Here is a 21,459-nt window from a genome sequence, read left to right as displayed (position 1 = left end):
GAGGGCCTATGGCAAAAATAAAAAAGAAATTTGTGTGCCAGAACTGTGGCTACACCACCCCTAAATGGATGGGGCGCTGCACCGAATGCGGCGAGTGGAATTCCTTTGTGGAGGAGCTGGATATGCCCACCGAGCAGGGGAAGAAGAATACCCTTGAGCGGGCAGTATACACCAAACCCAAGCGGATTGAAGAAATTATCCCTCAGAAAGAGGATCGCTTTAAAACAAAAAATAAGGAGCTGGACCGCGTCCTCGGCGGCGGTATTGTGCCGGGAGGCGTCATCCTGCTGGGCGGGGACCCCGGGATCGGGAAGTCGACCATCCTGCTGCAGACAACGGAAAATCTCGGAAGCCAGGGGCTTAAAATCCTGTACATCTCAGGTGAAGAGTCTGAGCAGCAGCTTAAAATGCGGGCGGTCCGGATGAAGGTGAAATCCCGGAATATCTTTTTTCTCTCCGAGATCAATGTTCCTTATATTGTGGATACCATTCTCAACGAAAAGCCGGATCTGGTCATTATTGACTCGATCCAGACAATGTACAGCCCTACGATTACCTCTGCCCCCGGAAGTGTCAGCCAGATCCGGGAGAACGCCAACGCACTCATGCAGATCGCCAAAAAGGATAATATCTCGATGATCCTGGTGGGGCATGTGACCAAGGAAGGCAACATTGCGGGGCCCCGCGTGTTAGAACACATGGTAGATACAGTTCTGTATTTTGAGGGCGAGAAATATCACACCTACCGCATACTCAGAGGGGTTAAAAACCGTTTCGGCTCTACCAATGAGATCGGCATTTTTGAGATGGCTCAGGACGGCCTGCACGAGGTGGCAAACCCCTCGGAAATGATGCTCTCGAGCCGCCCTAAAAACACCTGCGGCTCTGTGGTCGTGCCCTGCATGGAGGGAACCCGCCCGCTGCTGATCGAGCTTCAGGGGCTTGTGTCCCAGACAAGCTTCGGCAACCCAAGACGTATGGCTACCGGAATGGACTATAACCGCATGGTGCTGCTTTTAGCCATTATGGAAAAGCGTCTGGGATTACAGCTTCAGAATCTCGATGCTTATATCAATGTGGTTGGGGGTATGAAAATAGATGAACCGGCTCTTGACCTGGCAGTCGTGTCTGTGCTGTACTCAAGCTTCAGGAATTTTGAAATTCCAGAGGATATGATGATCATCGGCGAGGTCGGCCTGACAGGCGAGGTTCGAAATATCCAGCACATTGAAAAGCGTCTTAAGGAAGGTGCAAAGCTTGGCTTTAAGCGGTGCATTATGCCAAAAGGAAATGCCCGTGGGCTTGAGAATCCAGGCCTTGAGCTGCTGCCGGTCGATAATATATCCAAGGCCTTAAATATATTGAAATAGGAATGCTGTAAAACGGAAATGCTGAAATTAAGATACTGTCAAACAGTTTTTGTAGTCTTTTTTAGCAATCTCTTTACAAAAATTTATCCTTTTCAATTCTAATCATTACAGCTATAATGAAATTAATCCTGAGATGTTCGTTACAACCTCATTTTTGAACCTACACTTATTTTCAGGGAGTCCGGATGTTCTCTATGCAATGTTAAGCCTCCTTTGAGTGGAAAACAGACCCTTAGAGACAGGGCACCCACCTAGCATCCGCTAGGCGTCAAAAATGGTGGACGGCATATTCGGGATTTAGCACCTTCGGGTGCTTTTTTTATGTGCTGACCGAATAAAGGTTCTTGAATTAAGAGGACTGAATTGATACAATAAACCAATACGAAAAAACAGGAGGCTTGACGTGTTTGAATATATAAAAGGCAATTATGAAGAGCAGGCGTCAGACTACATCGTTGTGGACCATCAGGGAATGGGGTACCGGATTAATGTTTCCGCAAACACGATGTCTGAGCTTCCCAAATTACACAAGGAAGTAAAAGTCTATATCCATCCGGCTTTTAAAGAGGACGATGTGACCCTCTACGGCTTTTCCTCAAAGGAGGAGCGTGAGATTTTCAGGACCATCATTACCATTTCCGGCATCGGGCCAAAAGCGGCGATGGGGCTGCTGTCACAGTTTACCAGGGACGAGCTGATCCGCTATATTGTGAACGAGGACGCCAAGGCCATCTCGCGGGCGCCGGGAATCGGCCAGAAGACAGCCAATCGAATCATTCTGGAGCTGAAGGACAAATATAAGAATTTTGCTTCTGCGGATTCGGCAGAACCGGGCGCCATCGAAAACCTCAGAGAAGCGGACAATCTCTTTAATGAAGCGGTTAACGGGCTGCTGGGGCTGGGCTATGGCTACAGCGAGGCTTCGGAACTTGTTGAAAAAATTATTCAGCCGGGAATGGGCATTGAAGAGATTCTCAAAAATGCGCTGATGTCGGCGAATCCTCTTGGACGGTAGGTGACTAAGAATGAAGGATCGTATAGTGACAAGCGGTTTTACCGAAACCGATATTGATATTGAGAGGACCCTGAGGCCCCAGCGCCTGGAGGATTATATTGGACAGGACCGTGTTAAGCGGCAGATGGGGATCTTTATCCAGGCAGCCCAGAAACGGAACGAGCCCCTGGACCATGTTCTCCTCTATGGACCGCCAGGGCTTGGGAAGACCACTCTGGCCAACATTATTGCCCAGGAAATGGGAACCAATATAAAGACGACTTCGGGGCCGGCCATTGAGAAGCCCGGAGACCTGGCCGCCATCCTCACCAGCCTTAAGGAAGGGGATGTCCTGTTTATTGACGAAATTCACAGGCTGCAGCGAAGTGTGGAGGAGGTGCTCTATCCGGCCATGGAGGACTTTGTGCTGGACATCATTATCGGAAAAGGGCCGAGCGCGAAATCCATTCGTCTGGACCTGCCGAAGTTCACACTGGTTGGCGCTACAACACGTGCCGGATTACTGACCGCTCCGCTGCGGGACCGTTTTGGTGTGGTTCAGCGGCTTGAGCTCTACAATCAGGATGAGCTGGCGACCATTATCAGCCGGTCGGCTGAGATACTGGCCATTAATCTGGACGAAAAGGGCGCACAGGAGCTGTCCGTGCGCTCGCGGGGAACGCCGCGTATTGCCAACCGCCTGTTAAAAAGGGTGCGGGACTTTGCCGAGATCGAGGGAAAGGGCATCATTGACCTGGAAACCGCCAGAACAGCGCTGGAGCTCTTTGAAGTGGACGCCAAGGGCCTGGATGAGATTGACCGGATCATGTTGACCACCATCGTTGAGAAATTCGACGGCGGTCCGGTGGGCATCGACACACTGGCGGCCGCCATCGGCGAGGAGCGCAACACCATCGAGGAAGTTTACGAGCCTTATCTGATACAGCTCGGCTATCTGGCAAGGACGCCGAGAGGCCGCGTGATCACGTCAGGCGGCTACAGACATCTGGGCCTTGAGCCGGCAGTGATGCAGGAACAGGTAAAATTGGATTTAGAATAGAGGAATAAATTTGGATACATTAACGACAAAGGATTTTTATTACGACCTGCCTGAGGCGCTTATTGCCCAGACGCCGGAAGCGAAAAGGGACGCATCGAGGCTGATGGTGCTTAACCGCTCGGAGGGAACCATTGAGGACCGCCATTTCCATGATATCATTGATTATCTGACCGAGGATGATCTGTTGGTTATGAATAATACAAAGGTGCTGCCTGCCCGGATTTTTGGCAAAAAAGAGGAAACCGGGGGCAAGGTTGAGCTGCTGCTGCTCAAACGCCTGGATGATAAGACATGGGAAACCATGGTAAAGCCGGGAAAGAAGGCAATGCCTGGCACGCGGCTGGTCTTTGGGGATAAGCTCAGGGGTCAGATTAAGGATAAAATTGAGGGCGGGCTCAGAACCATTGAGTTTGAGTATGACGGTATTTTCGAGGAGATTATCGGAGAGCTGGGAACCATGCCGCTGCCGCCCTATATCCATGAGGTTTTGGAGGATCAGGACCGCTACCAGACAGTTTACGCCAAGCGTACAGGCTCAGCCGCAGCCCCGACCGCCGGCCTGCATTTTACGGAGGAGCTGCTTGACGCGCTCCACCAAAAAGGCGTGAAGACCGCAGAGGTCACGCTGCATGTCGGAATCGGAACCTTCCGCCCTGTAAAATGCGACAATATACTGGATCATCATATGCATGAGGAAACCTATCAGGTGCCCGCGGAAACAGCGGCGATGATTGAGCAGACCCGGAAAAAGGGTGGAAGGGTGATCGCCGTCGGCACGACATCGGTCCGGACACTGGAGAGCGCCGCCGCCCGTTTTGGTGGAAAAGTCCAGGCCTGTGAGGGATCGACGGATATTTTTATCTATCCCGGCTACAAATGGCAGGTGGTTGACGCGCTGATCACGAATTTTCACCTGCCGGAGTCTACACTTCTGATGCTGGTGTCCTCTTTTTACAACCGTGAGGCTGTTTTGAAGGCTTATCAGCACGCGATTGACGCGCGTTACCGCTTTTTCAGCTTTGGTGACGCCATGTTTATTGAGTGAAAAAATGCAAAAAGTTGTAATTAATGCTTCTTTAGAGATTGAAAAGGCATAAAATATTTTAACGGGTTTTGTTGACTTTCCGAAGGAAGTCTTCTATTATGAATATACAGAAAGGCAGCGCAGAGGGAAATGCCTCTGCACTGCGCGTTTTTCCAGTTGCAATGTTTATTGGGTGAGCAGAGGTTTTATCAGGATATGAGGCGGCGCCAAAAGGCGGCGTTAAACTGATTTTTCACGGCTCAGGCAAAAGCTGTGATTTGTTTCTGGATAACAGGAACGGGGGTAGCGGCAGTGAAACAAAAGGTGGGAATGAAATTCCGTCTGATAGTAATCCCAATTTTTATCATTATCATTGTAATATTAATTTCCTATTTTATCATGATTCGTCAGGCGATGTACACAGAGAGTTCTGAGCATCTGAATGAAGTATCCCAGCAGATGGCGGCTTCTCTTAATAAACAGACTCAGAATCAGTGGCGGCTGCTGGATATGCTGTACAGCAGCTATCTGGAATCGTCTTCCAAGGATATAGGAGAATTTAACAGCAGGATTCAGGAGCAGCGGGAGGATTGGGGCTTCGACAGCTTATGCCTTGTAGATGAAAATGCAATGTATTACGATGTTGAAAACCATTTTTCTCTTTTATCACAGGAGAACGTGACAGAAAATCTCCTGACAGAGCAGGAGCCGGTCATTTTAGATAATGTGATTTTTGAAGATACGCACAAGCTCATCTTCCTGGCGCCTATTCAGGAGCTTCGCTACGAGGATAAAACGTTTTGTGCCATCGGAGTTACATATAACAGTGAGAATATTTTTGATATTCTGGAAATTGAAGCCTTCAACAACAGCGCTTCGCTGTATATCGTCCATGAGGATGGGGTTGTCCTGTTCCGCTCCGAGCAGGAAGGGCTTATCTCGGGGTATAATTTGTTTAACAGTCTCGGAGAAGACGCCAGTTTTCAGATGGGTTCAGCCAAAGAACTGCGTGAATCCATCGGCATGGAAAACCGGCCGCTCATGACCATGAGCCTGGATGGCAGGGACTATTACCTGAACCACACGCCGGTCGGCGTAGACGACTGGCAGCTCGTTATGCTGGTGCCCGTGGATGTGGTCAGCGGCCGTATCAAGCTGACCTCTGTCCTCACCTTCTTCTGTTTGGCCCTGGTCGGAGGGCTTGTTGTGGCGGTTTTTATTCTGTTTCAGACGGTTACCACCAGAAAAATTCTTCGAGCCGAGGAACAGGCCCGCATTGCTGCGGAAAGTGCGAACCTGGCAAAAAGCCAGTTTCTCTCCAACATGTCCCATGATATCCGAACGCCTATGAACGCCATTACTGGCATGGCAAAAATTGCTACCGATCATATCAACGAGTCGGAAACCGTTGCCGACTGCCTGAGAAAGATCACTCTGTCCGGTCGTCTTCTGGTGAATCTGATTAACGATATCCTGGATATGTCCAAAATTGAAAGCGGAAAAATGACGCTGAGCAACAGCACCGGTTCACTGGTTGAGGTCATGGAAAATGTGGTCAGTATCACGCAGCCGACAGTACTGCAAAAGAATCAGGATTTTAACATCCGAGTGCATAACCTGAAGCACGAAATTCTGAATTTTGATGGACTGCGCCTCAATCAGGTGCTCATTAACCTGCTGGGCAACGCCCTTAAGTTTACGCCGGAGGGCGGCAGGATTTGTCTGGAAGTGACAGAAGCCCCATCGGAACAGGAGGGATACGCCCATTTTGTATTCCAGGTTTCCGATAACGGGATAGGAATGTCACCGGAATTTTTAACGCACCTGTTCGACTCCTTCTCCCGTGAACGGGACAGCCGGGTGGATAAGATTCAGGGCAGCGGACTGGGGATGGCAATCACCAAAATGATCGTCACCATGATGGGAGGAACCATCAATGTGGAAAGTGAACCGAATCAGGGAAGCGTATTCACCGTCGATTTGGATCTTCAGGTAGCAGAGGACCCCGAGGTGCTCAGCCTGCCTCCCATGAAGGTACTGCTGGCGGACGATGATCAGGATACCTGCAGGTCTGCGGCGCAGTTTTTGCGGGAGCTGGGCGTGAGTGTAGATACGGCGCCTGACGGAGAAACCGCCGTACAGATGGCCGCCGCGGCCCATGCCGCTGGAGAGGATTACCGGGCAATCTTCCTGGACTGGAAGATGCCGGGGCTTGACGGCGTCGGAGCTGCCCGGGCGATCCGGGACCAGATCTGCGAAGATATTCCCATTTTAATTGTCAGTGCGTACGATTGGTTCAGCATAGAAGCTAAAGCTGGCGAGGCTGGCGTGACTGGTTTTATTCAAAAACCATTCTTTAAATCAACACTGTACCACTGCATACAAAAATATGTCTTGCAGGTGGACGAGGAGACATCCGCGTCCGCCGCTGAGCCCTTCAGCCTGTCTGGGCGGCGGATTCTGCTGGCAGAAGACAATGAAATCAACAGCGAGATCGCCGCTACGGTACTGGAGGATCTGGGAGCCTGTGTGGAAACGGCACAGAACGGACAGAAAGCCGTGGAAGCCTTTATGCGCTCTGAGCCCGGCCATTACGACCTGATTCTTATGGATATTCAAATGCCAGTGATGGACGGTTACGAGGCCACAAGAGCCATTCGACAGCTTGACCGGAAGGACGCCAGGGAGATTCCTATTTTCGCGGTAACTGCCGACGCTTTTGCCGAGGATATCGAGGCAGTGAAGAAAGCCGGAATGAACAGTCATCTGGCGAAGCCTCTGAATGTCCCGGCAATGTTAAAGGAAATCCAAAAATATCTGCGATAAATGAGGTTTGAAATGAAAATCCTAAAATACCGAGTCACACGAGGACTCATAGCGGTTTTAATGCTGCTTTTTATCACGATTCTGAGCGGGTGCGATGGACGAACAGCGGCCACTGCGGAGGATGAAAATTTTTTAGGCGTCGATTTGGAGGGCAGGGCGGATCAGGAGGTTATCACCATAACCGCCAGTGCAGGCCTGGATCATTTTGCTGCCGCCGTAGAAGCCAAATTTCCCAATATCCGGCTTGTACAGGACAGCTATATGGGCGAGTTTCGCATTAATGAGCATATTGCCCGGGTCGACAACCAGGACTTGGGTGACCTGGTCATGATAATCGCCGGACTGATCCCCAAGGCGGACCTGACCGGGCAGCTGATGGATCTGTCCACCCAGCCCTTTCCGGCAAATTATAATTCCAATGCGCTGCAAATGGACAGCGAGGGGCATATTTATCTGCTTCCCGGTCCGCTTAATTTAAACTGCAATATCTATAATAAAACGCTTTTTGACGAAAAGGGCTGGAGTGTCCCCAAAAACTACGAGGAGCTTCTCGAGCTCAGTCAAACCATCGACCAGACCGGGATACGCGGATACCAGTATGTTCTCAATGACACCAGTATCCAGAGTTATCAGATTTATAATTACTGTGCCCTCTCAGCTCTGGACACGCTTACCACAGTAGAAGGGCAGACCTGGCACAATCAGCTGACCGCGGGCCAAGCCGTTTCTCTGGATCCGATGAAGGTTTCTTTTCAGAATTTACAGCGTTTGATCGATGCCGGGATAGTGCGTACAGAGGATATGGAGGTTACCAACAAGATCCGGATGGCGCGAATGTCCAGTCGGCAGGCAGCCATCACACCGGGAGCTGTCACGACATTAAACCAGCTTAACGAGGGCGGGACAGACGAGTACCGCTTTATGCCGCATTTCAGCATGACAGACGGACACGGCTGGCTTCTGAACGCGGGCTACTATTTTGGCGCTAATCAAGAGCTCCGGCAGCCTGGAAATGAGAAAAAGCTGGAGGCGGCGATGCAAATTCTGGAGTTTGTGGCCTCGGACGAGGGGCAGCAGGCGCTCATGGCGGACGAACTGGGCATGGTTGCGACAACACGCGGCGCCACGCTGCCGGATGATCCCGCATATGATGGAATCAGAACGCAGGTAGAAAGCGGGCATTATGTCATGCGGCCTACCTATGACATGTTTACGACGGTCCTGGAAACAGAGATTGCGGCTTTTATCCGTGGTGAAACCACCAGCGATGCTGTTCTGGAAAAATGCCAGACACTTCTGGAGGAGGGCGTCCCCGAGGAACAGGCCATCGGTCAGGCCTCGGCCAGCTTTACGGTTCTGCAGACAGGGCAGCTGAAAGCAGATGCACTGCGGAGTGCCACGGGTGCGGAGATTGCGCTGATTGGCATGTCTGAACCAAATTGTTATGATCCGGTGGCCGGGACCCGCTCAAAGCTCTATGAGGGAGCGGTCACGGCAGATGATGTGACCCGGATCGCACAACCCCAGATGGGTAAATCGCCATTATGCGGCCGTACAGCCTTAACCGGCGCGCAGCTTCTAGAGCTTTTGGATTACGGCGCAGCCTCGACGGAGGAGCAGGCAGCGGGCCATACCAGTGGCTTCCATCCTTATGCCGTTTCCGGCCTTACTCTCCGCTATGATCTGGATGGCGAAGCCGGAGCTCGTGCGACCGAAGTCAAGATGGGCGATGGAAAAGCGCTGGACCCGGAGACTGTCTATACGGTTGCCTTTTTGGAGGGCGCTTTACCGGAGGCGTACCTGTCTGATTCAGAGGTGTCTGAGCGCTCAATGACAGATGCATTTTCCGACTATATTTCAAAGGAACAGACCGTGACGCCAGATACGGGGCGTGTCCGTTTTCAGTGAGCAGACGGCCCATTAAGGCCCGTGTATGGGAAGCATCCCCTGTGCTGCTCATTTTTTGAAGACGCTAGATTTTATTTAGGAGAAAAACGAAATGTTCAGATACGAATTAATCAAAGAAGATAAGCACACCGGGGCCCGCCTTGGTAAGATCCATACAAACCACGGCGTCATCAACACGCCGATTTTTATGCCGGTTGGAACACAGGCGACGGTTAAGTCCATGACCAGCGAGGATTTGAAGGAAATGGACGCCAATATCATTCTCGGCAACACCTATCACCTTTACCTGCGGCCGGGACAGGAGATTATGGAGAAGGCCGGAGGGCTTCATAAATTTATGAACTGGGACCGGCCGATCCTCACAGACAGCGGCGGCTTCCAGGTTTTTTCCTTAAATGATTTAAGAAAAATTACGGAGGAGGGTGTGGAGTTTTGTTCACATTTAGATGGCTCCCGGCACTTTATGTCTCCGGAAAAATCCATTGATATGCAAAACACCATCGGAGCGGACATTATCATGTGTTTTGACGAGTGCGCTCCGGCAGACGCGGATTATGAGTACACTAAAAAATCCATGGAAATGACAACGCGCTGGGCGAAGCGCTGCAAGGACGCGCACAAGCGTCCGGACGACCAGGCGCTTTTTGGCATTGTGCAGGGCGGCATGTATGAGGACCTGCGGGCAGAGAGTGTAAAAGGCCTGACAGAAATTGATTTTCCCGGCTATTCCATCGGCGGTCTGAGTGTTGGAGAGTCTAAGGATACCATGTACCGGATTCTGGACGCAACGGTTCCGCTTCTGCCTGCGGACAAGCCCCGTTACCTCATGGGCGTTGGCTCTGTGGACGCACTTTTAGAGGGTGTGGTCCGCGGCATTGACATGTTCGACTGTGTGCTCCAGACCCGTATCGCCAGAAACGGAACCGCCATGACCAGCCAGGGGAAAGTGGTGGTGCGCAACGCGACCTACAAGGAAGATTTTACGCCGCTGGACCCGGAATGTGATTGTTTCGTTTGTCGAAATTATACAAGAGCTTACTTACGCCATTTGGTAAAATGTAATGAAATTTTGGGTGCAAGGTTATTGACATATCACAATTTATACTTTACACTTAAGCTTATGGAAAAAGTACGGAACGCTATAATGGAAGATAACCTGCAGGCGTTCAAGGATAGTTTTTTTCAAAAATACGGAATAGAAAATTAAGGAGAATTAAAAATGCAAGGTGGTTTAATGACATTTCTCCCGCTGATTCTGCTCGTAGTTTTCTTCTATTTCTTTATTATGCGTCCACAGAATAAGCAGAAAAAAGAAATACAGTCAATGCGTGATAACATGAAGCCAGGGGATGAAATTTTGACAATTGGCGGTTTTTACGGGATAATTTATGCGATCGATGATGAAAATATCGTCCTCGAAATGCTCCCGGACTTCCATAAGGCGATGATCGTGAAAAGCGCTGTTTCAAAGGTAATCAAGCGTGAAGAAACAGAGGACGATACCGAGGAAGAAACAACCGAAGCTGTTTCAGAACCTGAAACCATTGAAGAAGAAACTCAGGATACTCAGGATTACAATGACAGCCCCGTAGAGGACGCTGAATTTGAAGATGTGACAGATGAAAATGTTGAGGTCGGCGAAGAGGTCGACGAAGACAAAAAATAAAAAACTGCATAAGGAGCGTGAATGAGATGAAACACATCACAATCGTTAAAAAAGGGACTTTAGCTGACGTTAAAAACAAAGGCTGCGGCGAATGCCAGACTTCCTGCCAGTCTGCCTGCAAAACTTCCTGCACCGTAGGAAACCAGCAGTGTAAACAATCTAAATAATTATGAGTTTGCGAAAAAGCAGTAACAGTGTTTACTGCTTTTTCTTTGCATAAAATCTGTAGAAAAGAAAGATAAGAAAGAAGATAATAATGATACATAAGTTTTACCTGAACGGTCTCTACATTGTTTTGGATGTCAACAGCGGTACGGTGCTGACAGTGGATGAGATGACCGATGCGGTTCTCGACCATTATAAGGAAATGAGCCGGGACCAGATTGTTGAGAAACTGAAAAACAAATATCCGGAGGAGGAGCTTCTGGAGGTTATCCTGGAACTCGAAATGCTTGAGGAGCAGAAGCTGCTTTTTACTGAAAGCGACTATGACCCCAATGTCTATCAAAACCATGATCTGATCAAGGCGCTTTGCCTCCACGTCGCCCATGACTGCAATCTGAAGTGTAACTACTGCTTTGCGTCCCAGGGCGATTTTAACGGCGAAAAGCTTCTGATGCCTCTGGAGGTTGGGAAGAAAGCCATTGATTTTATTGTCGAGCAGTCAAAGGGACGCCAGAACCTGGAGGTTGACTTTTTTGGCGGCGAGCCGCTCATGAATTTTGATGTGGTCAGAGAGCTGGTGGACTATGCCAGGAGCAAAGAAGAAAGTCACCACAAAAAATTCAAGTTTACCGTCACGACCAACGGTGTGCTTTTAGACGACGAAAACATGGCTTATATCGACGAAAATATGGATAATGTTGTTTTGAGCCTTGATGGACGAAAATGCGTGAATGACAATATGCGGCGCACCGTGAACGATAAGGGCTCCTTTGATATCATCATTGATAAAATCAAAAAAATGGCGGCCATGCGCGAAGGCAAAAAGGACTATTATGTCCGCGGCACCTACACCAAGCACAATCTTGATTTTGGCGAGGATGTAAACTTTCTGGCCGAGCAGGGCTTTAAGAGTATCTCTGTAGAGCCTGTCGTCGCAGAGGAAGAGCACGATTATGCTATTTTAAGGGAAGATGTTGATCAGATTCTGGCAGAATACGATAAGCTGGCCCTGGATTACCTGAACCGCCATGAGAAAGGCCTGGACTACAATTTTTTCCATTTTAACATCGACCTGAGCAACGGTCCGTGTGTCTACAAGCGATTATCTGGCTGCGGAGCCGGCCGTGACTATGTGGCGGTGACGCCGGAAGGGGATATTTACCCCTGCCATCAGTTTGTCGGCAGCGAGGAATTCAAGATGGGCACTGTGGACGAGGGCATTCAGCATCCGGAAATTAAGGAAGAATTTGGAAAGGCGAACCTTCTGCAAAAGGAAAAATGCCAGAACTGCTGGTGTAAATATTTCTGCGGGGGGGGCTGTCACGCCAATGCTTACAATTTCAACCACACGGTCATGGAACCCTACGATGTCGCCTGTGAAATCGAGCGCCGCCGGGTCGAAAATGCCATTATGATCAACATCCTTGAGGGAAATGTCTGACAATAAAATAGTTGAGTAACAAAAAACCTCCATCCCATTTGATGGAGGTTTTTTTATAAAGCAAGACAATATCAACAGAGAAAACTTAAGAGTTCTATTTTTGAAAGCGTTAAACACTTGAAAAAAAATCAGAGATGGATATAATGTGTTTCGTAAATAGGAATTACCAATCTAATCGCTGTGGAAAAGCAGACGAAATACGAGCGAAAGCTGAAAGGAGATAATCAGATGTTGTACCGAACTGTAGTTGACCACACCATGCCTGGTATGGGAAATGATAGCGAAGCTGATGTTCGCTTGAAAATTGCGAGCACCATGATTGATCGTGATTATCCGGTTGCAGAGATAGCGAAAATCACAGGTCTGTCCATTGATGACGTTGAAGAATTAAAATGAAAAATTAAATAGGTTATCCGAGCAGGTACAGCTTAAGCGTGCCTGTTTCTTTATTTTTTGTATGCTTGACAGGCCTTAAAGGTTTCTTTATAATGAAGTGGTCCCGTGTTTGTGGTTGAAAGTCGATGCCAGTCGCAGGCGAAGCGATCCACGTAAGGCTCTCTAAAAGCGGAGAGCTGATCATAGTGCGGCCTAGATGTAAGACCAGCCGGCGTTAAGCCGAGAGGAGGAGTTGTGATATAAACCTTGAGCTAAACTCCCAGCTGGCGAGTGTGGGGGAAAAAACCAGGTCAGGCGGGACAACAGGGAGGCTTTATGCCTCCCTGTTACATTATTGTAACAATTTGTATGTGCATTTTGGCGTAAGTTATGGTATAATATTGCCATCACCAGTGCAGATGACGGTTCTTGTTAATCGTTTTAATGTGTTGGTACAGTGACCTTTTGAAAGGAGTTATCATTATGAAATTCACAATTTACGGAAAAAACATGCATGTATCAGAAGGTTTAAAAGAAGCACTCAGGAAAAAGTTCGAAAAGTTTGACCGCTACTTTGGGCAGGAGACAGAAGTGTATGCGACTTTCAGCAAGGAAAAGAACTTCCAGATGCTGGAAATAACCATTCCAATGGGTAAAACGATTTTAAGAGCTGAAGAAAAAAGCGAAGATATGGCCGGGTCCATTGAAGCTGTAGTTGACAAACTGGAAAGCCAGTTAAGAAAACATAAAACAAAACTGCAAAAACGTTACGCTGAAGAAGCATTGAAATATAATCTGGAAGGTCTCGAACCAATGGAAGATTACGAAGAGCATCCGCCAAAGGTTGTGCGCACAAAGAAATTTGCCGTTAAGCCAATGTCCGTCGATGAAGCGACCATGCAGATGGAGCTTTTGGGACATGATTTCTTTGTATTTTTAAACGCAGAAACTGAGGATGTTAACGTTGTTTACATGAGAAAAGACGGAAACTATGGCCTGATCGAGCCGATTTTCTAGTGAAATAAACCCTAACACCCGTTAAGAAGTAGTATTTAACGGGTGTTTTTGTTTGACATAATAAATCTTTTGATTTAAAATAGATGTAATATAATGTCATTAGAATGCGTGTTTACTTTTCACAATAAATACAGAGGGTAGGGAAGTTATGTTTGTACTAATAGCAATTATACTAGGACTAATCATTGGCTTTATCAGAGGCGGGAGCTTTAAAGGCTTCAAAGCGAAGAAGATCTCCTTGCTGCCTTTGGGAATTATCGGAATTATTTTGCAGTTTGGACTCCATCTGTATTATTATACTGGCGGTATCGAAGCGGTTGATGCGTTCTTACCAGTGGTTAATTTTATCAGCTACATTTTAATTTTGGTCACGCTGGTCTTTAACCTGGATGATTTCTGGACCATTATGATGGCTGTGGGTATCACGGCGAATTTTATTGTCACCTTTATCAATGGCGGCAAGATGCCGGTGGCGGCAAAAATTGTGGAATCGCTTCCGGAGACCTCGGCCTTTGCCACCAGCATTAATGAGGGAACCAATGCGGTGTACGCGGTAATGCAGCAGACCGGGCTCTGGGTGCTGGGGGTTAATGTGCCCATTCCGTTTGTCGGCGGCTTTATGCAGTATATCGGTAGCATCGGCGGTTTCAGTATCGGCAGTGCCGTTGTTTTTGCTGGCCTTATCGGCTGGGTACAGTATGCCATGAACCGCATTCCGGCAGATTCTGTCTTTAATAAGGACGAACCGATCGGCGAGGAAGATTATATTCTGCCGCCGGACGAAGATGACGAAGACGACTTTTTTGACGATTATGATGACGAAAATGACGACTACTACCCGGAAGAAGATTTTGAAGAGGATCCGATTGAAAACCTCGAGGACTCCTTTGAGAGCATGACCGATGTTATTCCAAAGCTGACGCCGGAAACCATTGCTGAGATTCAGAACAATGGCGGAGACGCCAGCATGGGCAAGTCCATTTTGGATGAGTATGACTCTGGCCAGGATACAAAAGTGTTTACGGCCATCAAGGATATTGGAACCTATGAGCCAACTGAAGTAAAAGAAGATTTTTCAGATGAAGATACAGGACCGGTTTCCGGTTTCTTTACCCAATCGTTTTATGCTGAAAAGGAAAAGGGCAAGCTTGCCTTTGAAAAGGAACAGGAAGAAATTAAAACTGAGGAAAAACCGGAGGAAAAAGCCCCGGAACAGCGCGTTGTTATCCAGGAACCTGTGATCAATATTGAGCCGGTTCCACAGCCGCAGCCAGTGGTTGTTGAGGAAAAGACACCGTTTGTTGTGGAGGATGATAAGATTGTCAGCAATCCGGAATATGGAGCAACTATGATCAATACAGAAAAAGAAGAACGTACAGAAGACGATATGCTCAGTATCTGGCAGCAGGTTAATCAGGAACAGGAACGTGTCCGTGCCCGTAAACGCCGCCGTACCAGATACGTTGACGTCAAGGAACCATTTAAGGCAGAACGCGAAAAGGTCGCGGCGGAAAAGGCAGTGGCCCGCGCAGCCGCTGTAGCGAAGGCCCAGGCAGTAACCGAAGCCCAGCCTGTCCACCGTCAGATTACAGCTGAAGAGCTTCAGGCACAGACCATTGCGGCTCAGCAGGCAGCCGCCGCAGTTCAGAAGCCCGCGGAACCGGTGATTACACCGCCGATTGAAGAACCGGCAGCACCAGTGGCTGTAACAGCCGCTCCGCAGCCGACAGCGGCAGCGCCTCAGACAGCCAGTGCCGAAGTGAAAGCCAGCGCGGCCGATCCGGATGAGGAACGCGAAAGAGCCGGATATGAACGTGTTAAGCTGAATGTCGACGGCAAGGACGTTGTGTTCTGGCGCAAGAAAAAAGATTAAAAAATAATTAAAATGCAGGGATTGAGGTTAAAAAACTTCAATCCCTTTTAAGTTTTTTTGGTATAATGGACAAAATATGTTATACTGTTCTGTAAGTGTGCTTAATATCGAATTAAATAATTTTTATATAACTGTAAGGAGTGAATACTTTGGGGTTTTTAGATGGAATATTTGATGTCAATAAAAAAGACATCAAAAGACTGCAAAAAAAAGTAGATAAGATTCTGGCATTGGATGACCAGTACAGCGCCATGTCGGATAATGAATTAAAAAATCAGACTGTTCTGTTAAAGGAGCGGCTGGCAAACGGAGAGACCTTGGACGATATTCTGGTCGAAGCCTTTGCCACGGTCCGTGAGGCAGCTTACCGCTCAATCGGCATGAAGCATTTCCCGGTCCAGCTGCTTGGCGGTATGGTCCTTCACGAAGGGAATATCGCGGAAATGAAAACCGGTGAAGGGAAAACCCTTGTGTCTACCCTGCCGGCTTATTTGAATGCCCTCGAGGAAAAGGGTGTTTATATTGTAACCGTCAATGATTACTTGGCCACGCGTGACAGCCAGTGGATGGGCAAGGTTCATGAGTTTTTAGGCTTAAAGGTCGGCCTGGTGGTTCACGGCCTGAGCTTTGATGAAAAAATCGAGGCTTACAACGCGGACATTACCTACGGGACCAACAACGAATTTGGGTTTGACTACCTGCGTGACAATATGGCGTCGCAGAAGGCCCAGCAGGTACAGCGCGTGCTCAATTACGCCATTATCGATGAAGTGGACTCCGTGCTCATTGACGAGGCCAGAACCCCGCTGATCATCTCAGGCAGCGGTGACAAGAGCACCAAGCTGTATGAGCAGGCGGACATGTTTGTCAAGCGTCTCAAGGAAGATACCTGGGACGGCGACGAAAAGGAAGATGACCGCCCCATTGAGGAAAAGGGTGATTACAGCAAGGATGAAAAGGCAAAATCCGTTATGCTGACCGAAAAGGGTGTGGAAAAGGCTGAAAAATATTTTGGCCTGGATAATCTGGCAGATGTGGATAATATGGAAATTTCCCACAACATCAACCAGGCTCTGCACGCCAATGCTCTGATGTTTAAGGACCGCGACTATGTTGTAAAGGACGGCGAGATCATCATCGTCGATGAATTTACAGGCCGTCTGATGCCGGGCCGCCGTTACTCCAACGGCCTTCACCAGGCCATCGAAGCCAAGGAACACGTAAAGGTCAACCGCGAGTCAAAAACGCTGGCGACCATTACCTTCCAGAACTACTTCAGAATGTTCAACAAGCTCTCCGGTATGACCGGTACGGCAAAGACCGAGGAAGAAGAGTTCAATACCATATACAACCTGAACGTTGTGACCATTCCAACCAACAAACCAATGGTCCGCAACGATATGAACGACCTTGTTTACAAAAGTGAAGAGGGGAAATTCAAAGCAGTGGCGGAAGAGGTCAAGCAGCGCCATGCCACCGGGCAGCCGATTCTGATCGGGACAATCTCCATTGAAAAATCAGAGCTGCTGAGCAAATACCTCAAGCGGGAAGGCATTAAGCATAATGTCCTGAACGCGAAATATCTGGAGCGTGAAGCCGAGATTGTCTCAAATGCCGGGCAGATGGACGCTGTCACCATTTCCACCAATATGGCGGGCCGTGGTACGGATATCGTCCTCGGAGAAGGCGTTCAGGAGCTGGGCGGACTGCACATTATCGGTACGGAGCGCCATGAGAGCCGCCGTATTGACAATCAGCTGCGCGGCCGTTCCGGCCGTCAGGGCGACCCGGGCTCCTCACAGTTTTTCGTTTCACTGGAGGATGACCTGATGCGTATTTTCGGTTCTGAAAGAATTCAGAACATGGTTGAGAGCATCGGCCTTGACGAAGATACCCCCATTGAAAACAAAATGCTGACCAAGGGCATCGAAAGCGCCCAGAAACGCGTGGAAGCCCGTAACTTTGACATCCGTAAGAATGTTCTCCAGTATGATAATGTCATGAACCGTCAGAGAGAAATTATCTATGACCAGCGTCAGCAGGTTATCGACGGCCAGAACATGCATGAGCAGATCTGGAAAATGACCGAGGATATGGTTGACAGCTATGTGGAAATGTACACCAACGGCGGTGACTATTACGACAGCTGGGATCTCGAAGGTCTGAATAATTACTTTGAGAAAACACTGGTAGCCGAGGGAGCGACCCTGAATCTGCCCAGGGAACCGGAAAGCCGCGACGAACTCAGGGAAGCCATTCTCCAGTATTGCCGCAGCAACTATGAAGAAAAACAAAAAACACTGGGCGATGCCAACATGCAGGAGCTGGAACGCGCAATTCTTCTGAGAAGCGTGGACGCAGCCTGGATGGAACACATCGACAATATGGAACAGCTCAAGCAGGGGATTGGCCTGCGCGCCTACGGTCAGAATGACCCGGTTAAGGAATATACCAAAGAGGGCTTTGCCATGTTTGAGGATATGATTTTAAGAATCCAGGAAGACACGGTCAAATACCTCTACAATATTAAAATCCAGAGAGCGCCGCAGCCGCAGCGCAACGTCAACATGGATGAGGTTAAAACCAATGAAAATGAAATTGAAGGCCGGCCCGCAGCAGCCAAAACCAAAAAGGTAGGCCGGAATGATCCCTGCCCCTGCGGCAGCGGCAAGAAGTATAAAAAATGCTGCGGCGCAAATTTATAAAAGTAAGGATGTGATGTCATGATTGATCTCTATGAATGCAGACAGAGTATCAATGAAAAGGAAAAAGAACTGACGGATTTGAGGGATTCACTTTGACTTACCAGCCGTCAGTGAGAAAATAGAGACGCTGAATGCCCAGACCGAATCACCAGAGTTCTGGAGTGATCAGCAAAAGGCCCAGAAGGTTCTGAAGGAGCTGAAAATCCTTCGCCAGAAAAAGGGTGAGTACGATAAGCTCAAGGATAACCTCGACGATATCCTCGTCATGTTTGAACTGATCGACGAGGGTGAAGAAATGGACGAGCTCCCGGATACCATTGAAGCTTTCGGGAAAGAGCTTGAAAAGTTCAAGCTCGAAACCCTTCTGTCCGGTGAGTATGACAGCAATAACGCCATTATTTCACTGCACCCGGGAGCCGGCGGCACCGAGTCCCAGGACTGGGCAGAAATGCTGCTCAGAATGTACACCCGCTGGGCGGAGCGCAAGGGCTTTAAGGTTAAATCTCTTGATTTACAGCCTGGGGATGTTGCGGGCATCAAAAGTGCCACGCTTCTTATCGAAGGCATAAACGCCTACGGCTACCTGAAAACCGAGAGAGGGGTGCACCGCCTGGTGCGTATCTCCCCCTTTGATTCTTCAGGACGCCGTCACACGTCCTTTGCGTCTCTGGATGTTACACCGGAGGTCGATGACAGTGTGGAAATCGAAATCAACCCGGATGATATCCGCGTAGATACCTACCGCGCAAGCGGTGCCGGCGGCCAGCACGTCAATAAAACCTCATCAGCGATCCGGATTACCCATATTCCGACCGGGGTTGTCGTGCAGTGTCAGAATGAGCGCTCTCAGCACCAGAATAAAGAGGTTGCGATGAACATGCTCAAGGGTAAGCTGGTAGAAATCATGGAGCAGGAACAGAAAGAAAAGCTGGACGATGTCGTAGGAGATTACAGCCAGATTGCCTGGGGATCACAGATCCGTTCCTATGTGTTCCACCCCTACAATATGGTTAAGGACCACCGCACCAATGTGGAGGTGGGCAATATCCAGTCGGTCATGGACGGTGACCTGGACCAGTTTATGAACGCCTATCTCCAGCAGACCGCTTCTCAGCAGTAGGACAGAAACGCGATAAATAAAGTGCTGAAAATGCCCTGTAGTATGGTATACGCCGTTTTGGCGTATACCTGCATTTTTTCCAGCGGGCGGCCGCTGCGATCAAAAATACCCGAAATGAATTGTAAATCACGATTGCAATTAAATTTGTTTTTTGCTATACTAGTATACAGCGTACAACTGAATAATCGAATTATCAAGAGTGGTAGAGGGAACTGGCCCCATGAAGCCCGGCAACCTGCGTAAGTGTGGTGCCAAATCCAGCATTTCTTTTCATGAAATGAAAGATAATCTAAAGCAGACTCATTTTCATTTGGTGAAAATGAGTTTTTTTATAGAAAGAGAAGGAGTAAACATGGCAAAAACCTATCAGGAAATTAATGAGAAAATCGCCAGAGGCGAGGCCGTCATTGTCACAGCCGAAGAAGTTATTGATATTGTTAAGGAACGCGGAACAAAGGAAGCAGCAGAATATGTCGATGTTGTCACAACGGCTACCTTTGGACCAATGTGTTCGTCCGGTGCCTTTTTAAATTTTGGTCACGCCGATCCACCGATCCGCATGGCAGAAATCGAGCTGAACAATGTCGAAGCCTACGGCGGACTGGCCGCAGTCGATACCTATATCGGAGCGACACAGCCGTCCTCAGATAAAGGCGCGGAATACGGCGGCGCGCACGTTATCTGTGATCTGATCGACGGAAAGGAAGTGCGTCTCCACGCCACCTCGCCGGGAACAGACTGTTATCCGAGAAAAGAAATCGACACCTGGGTCGGGCTGAAGGATATGAACGAAGCCTACCTGTATAACCCCAGAAACTGTTATCAGAACTATAATGCGGCCATCAACACCTCAAAAAAGCGTATCTACACGTATATGGGAATTCTGCACCCCAATATGGGTAACATCACCTACAGCACTGCCGGCGCCCTTAGCCCGCTGCTGAACGATCCGCTGTACAAGACCATTGGCATGGGCACGCGCATTTTCCTGGCTGGAACTCAGGGCTATGTCTCCTGGATGGGGACTCAGTTTAATTCCGGCTGCGCGAGAGACGAAAAGGGCTATCCGCTGGGCGGAGCAGGAACACTGGCAGTTATGGGTGAAATGCGTGAAATGAGCACGAAGTACATTCAGCCCGCTGTCTTTGAACGCTACGGGGTTTCCATGTTTGTGGGAATCGGGATTCCGATTCCTGTTTTAGATGAAGAGATGATGAAATTTGTGTCGGTAACAGACGCAGAGCTTCATACAAACATTATAGATTACAGCGATAAGGACCGGGCGGTGATTAAAAAAGTCAGCTATGCAGAGCTGCGCAGCGGTTCTGTCGAGATCGAAGGGAGAAAGATCCGGACCTCGCCGCTCTCCAGCCTTACAAGGGCAAGAGAGATCGCCGATGAGCTGACAGGCTGGATTAAAAAGGGCGAGTTTTTCCTTCAGGAGCCAGTCATGAAATTCCCTGTCGACAATACGCTCAACAGCCTGAAGATCAAAGAAGGGGGTAACAAATAATGGTTAAGAAAATTGTGCTGAATTTCCCGAAAGAGGCGACTGGAAAACCAATCGCGAGCCAGCTGATCCGGGATTATGACTTACAGCTGAACATTTTAAAGGCCTTTGTCGATGACGATGTGAACGGCACCCTGCTTTTTGAGGTTTCTGGCTCAGAGGATAACATCGAGAAGGGAATCAGCTTTATCAAGAAAAGCGGCGTGGACGTCAAGGATGTTCTTTCCGTCATTGAGGTGGATAAGGACCGCTGTGTGGACTGCGGCGCCTGTACGGCCGCCTGTGTGGTAGGCGCTTTGGAAATGGATGAAAACTGGGTACTGGCCTACCATCCGGAAAAATGCCTGGAGTGTGCGCTTTGTATAAAAGCCTGCCCGGTCCGCGCGATCCATACCCTTATCTGAG

General features: G+C 48.8%; 17 protein-coding genes, 1 other RNA gene and 1 riboswitch. All 18 genes read left to right on the top strand.

The annotated features are described in order from the left end of the window. Positions 1 to 8 precede the first annotated feature (8 nt). The 18 genes from radA (at position 9) to I2B62_RS11970 (ending at position 21,458) form a co-directional block, all read left to right on the top strand. Positions 9 to 1,370, top strand: a complete 1,362-nt coding sequence (radA, locus tag I2B62_RS12055; RefSeq protein ID WP_195269319.1) for a DNA repair protein RadA — start codon at positions 9 to 11, stop codon at positions 1,368 to 1,370. Positions 1,371 to 1,492: 122 nt separating this feature from the next. Further along, positions 1,493 to 1,671, top strand: a non-coding RNA gene (ssrS, locus tag I2B62_RS12050) — 6S RNA. A 102-nt stretch (positions 1,672 to 1,773) separates the two neighbouring features. Then, positions 1,774 to 2,385: a Holliday junction branch migration protein RuvA gene (gene ruvA, locus I2B62_RS12045; protein WP_195269318.1), complete on the top strand. Its 612-nt coding sequence runs from the start codon at positions 1,774 to 1,776 to the stop codon at positions 2,383 to 2,385. 10 nt (positions 2,386 to 2,395) lie between these two features. Beyond that, complete coding sequence (ruvB, locus tag I2B62_RS12040; protein ID WP_195269317.1) at positions 2,396 to 3,424, top strand: Holliday junction branch migration DNA helicase RuvB; 1,029 nt, start codon at positions 2,396 to 2,398, stop codon at positions 3,422 to 3,424. A gap of 10 nt (positions 3,425 to 3,434) precedes the next feature. Further along, positions 3,435 to 4,469 carry a tRNA preQ1(34) S-adenosylmethionine ribosyltransferase-isomerase QueA gene (gene queA, locus I2B62_RS12035; RefSeq protein WP_207735999.1) on the top strand — a complete coding sequence of 345 codons (1,035 nt, stop codon included), beginning with the start codon at positions 3,435 to 3,437 and terminating at the stop codon, positions 4,467 to 4,469. 291 nt (positions 4,470 to 4,760) lie between these two features. Beyond that, a complete protein-coding gene (locus I2B62_RS12030) occupies positions 4,761 to 7,274 on the top strand; it encodes a response regulator (RefSeq protein WP_347707818.1) in 2,514 nt (837 codons plus the stop codon). 12 nt (positions 7,275 to 7,286) lie between these two features. Then, positions 7,287 to 9,182, top strand: coding sequence for an extracellular solute-binding protein (locus tag I2B62_RS12025; protein ID WP_195269316.1), 1,896 nt, complete (start codon positions 7,287 to 7,289; stop codon positions 9,180 to 9,182). A gap of 91 nt (positions 9,183 to 9,273) precedes the next feature. Beyond that, positions 9,274 to 10,389: a tRNA guanosine(34) transglycosylase Tgt gene (tgt, locus tag I2B62_RS12020; protein WP_195269315.1), complete on the top strand. Its 1,116-nt coding sequence runs from the start codon at positions 9,274 to 9,276 to the stop codon at positions 10,387 to 10,389. 12 nt (positions 10,390 to 10,401) lie between these two features. After that, complete coding sequence (gene yajC / locus I2B62_RS12015) at positions 10,402 to 10,848, top strand: preprotein translocase subunit YajC (protein WP_195269314.1); 447 nt, start codon at positions 10,402 to 10,404, stop codon at positions 10,846 to 10,848. 26 nt (positions 10,849 to 10,874) lie between these two features. Continuing rightward, positions 10,875 to 11,015 (top strand): six-cysteine ranthipeptide SCIFF, encoded by a 141-nt coding sequence (scfA, locus tag I2B62_RS12010; protein WP_013381915.1) that lies wholly within the window; start codon positions 10,875 to 10,877, stop codon positions 11,013 to 11,015. Positions 11,016 to 11,104: 89 nt separating this feature from the next. Next, positions 11,105 to 12,454 carry a thioether cross-link-forming SCIFF peptide maturase gene (scfB, locus tag I2B62_RS12005; protein WP_195269313.1) on the top strand — a complete coding sequence of 450 codons (1,350 nt, stop codon included), beginning with the start codon at positions 11,105 to 11,107 and terminating at the stop codon, positions 12,452 to 12,454. Between the two features lie 228 nt (positions 12,455 to 12,682). Further along, entirely contained in the window at positions 12,683 to 12,850 is a 168-nt protein-coding gene (locus I2B62_RS12000) for a hypothetical protein (RefSeq protein ID WP_158501375.1), read from the top strand. A gap of 462 nt (positions 12,851 to 13,312) precedes the next feature. Then, positions 13,313 to 13,846, top strand: coding sequence for a ribosome-associated translation inhibitor RaiA (raiA, locus tag I2B62_RS11995; protein WP_195269312.1), 534 nt, complete (start codon positions 13,313 to 13,315; stop codon positions 13,844 to 13,846). 148 nt (positions 13,847 to 13,994) lie between these two features. Then, positions 13,995 to 15,719 carry a DUF5317 family protein gene (locus I2B62_RS11990; RefSeq protein WP_195269311.1) on the top strand — a complete coding sequence of 575 codons (1,725 nt, stop codon included), beginning with the start codon at positions 13,995 to 13,997 and terminating at the stop codon, positions 15,717 to 15,719. A 149-nt stretch (positions 15,720 to 15,868) separates the two neighbouring features. Next, positions 15,869 to 18,424 carry a preprotein translocase subunit SecA gene (gene secA / locus I2B62_RS11985; protein WP_195269310.1) on the top strand — a complete coding sequence of 852 codons (2,556 nt, stop codon included), beginning with the start codon at positions 15,869 to 15,871 and terminating at the stop codon, positions 18,422 to 18,424. A gap of 18 nt (positions 18,425 to 18,442) precedes the next feature. Then, a protein-coding gene (prfB, locus tag I2B62_RS11980; RefSeq protein ID WP_195269309.1) for a peptide chain release factor 2 occupies positions 18,443 to 19,544 on the top strand; the annotation gives its coding sequence in 2 pieces (ribosomal slippage) (positions 18,443 to 18,517 and positions 18,519 to 19,544; 1,101 coding nt in all). Between the two features lie 187 nt (positions 19,545 to 19,731). Next, positions 19,732 to 19,835, top strand: a riboswitch (SAM riboswitch). Between the two features lie 61 nt (positions 19,836 to 19,896). Next, positions 19,897 to 21,057 (top strand): homocysteine biosynthesis protein, encoded by a 1,161-nt coding sequence (locus I2B62_RS11975; protein WP_195269308.1) that lies wholly within the window; start codon positions 19,897 to 19,899, stop codon positions 21,055 to 21,057. Then, a complete protein-coding gene (locus tag I2B62_RS11970) occupies positions 21,057 to 21,458 on the top strand; it encodes an NIL domain-containing protein (RefSeq protein ID WP_195269307.1) in 402 nt (133 codons plus the stop codon). Before I2B62_RS11975 ends, I2B62_RS11970 begins: the two co-directional genes overlap by 1 nt. The last annotated feature ends 1 nt before the right edge of the window (position 21,459 follow it).

The organism is Eubacterium sp. 1001713B170207_170306_E7 (assembly GCF_015547515.1).
Taxonomy (GTDB): Bacteria; Bacillota; Clostridia; order Eubacteriales; family Eubacteriaceae; genus Eubacterium.
The sequence above is the reverse complement of the archived record's forward strand: the minus strand, read 5'-3'. Positions and strand labels throughout refer to the sequence as shown.

Coding starts and splice junctions, on each gene's coding strand:
- radA (WP_195269319.1), top strand. CDS start 9: ATGGCAAAAATAAAAAAGAAATTTGTGTGCCAGAACTGTGGCTACACC.
- ruvB (WP_195269317.1), top strand. CDS start 2,396: ATGAAGGATCGTATAGTGACAAGCGGTTTTACCGAAACCGATATTGAT.
- I2B62_RS12025 (WP_195269316.1), top strand. CDS start 7,287: ATGAAAATCCTAAAATACCGAGTCACACGAGGACTCATAGCGGTTTTA.
- tgt (WP_195269315.1), top strand. CDS start 9,274: ATGTTCAGATACGAATTAATCAAAGAAGATAAGCACACCGGGGCCCGC.
- yajC (WP_195269314.1), top strand. CDS start 10,402: ATGCAAGGTGGTTTAATGACATTTCTCCCGCTGATTCTGCTCGTAGTT.
- scfA (WP_013381915.1), top strand. CDS start 10,875: ATGAAACACATCACAATCGTTAAAAAAGGGACTTTAGCTGACGTTAAA.
- scfB (WP_195269313.1), top strand. CDS start 11,105: ATGATACATAAGTTTTACCTGAACGGTCTCTACATTGTTTTGGATGTC.
- I2B62_RS12000 (WP_158501375.1), top strand. CDS start 12,683: ATGTTGTACCGAACTGTAGTTGACCACACCATGCCTGGTATGGGAAAT.
- raiA (WP_195269312.1), top strand. CDS start 13,313: ATGAAATTCACAATTTACGGAAAAAACATGCATGTATCAGAAGGTTTA.
- I2B62_RS11990 (WP_195269311.1), top strand. CDS start 13,995: ATGTTTGTACTAATAGCAATTATACTAGGACTAATCATTGGCTTTATC.
- I2B62_RS11975 (WP_195269308.1), top strand. CDS start 19,897: ATGGCAAAAACCTATCAGGAAATTAATGAGAAAATCGCCAGAGGCGAG.
- I2B62_RS11970 (WP_195269307.1), top strand. CDS start 21,057: ATGGTTAAGAAAATTGTGCTGAATTTCCCGAAAGAGGCGACTGGAAAA.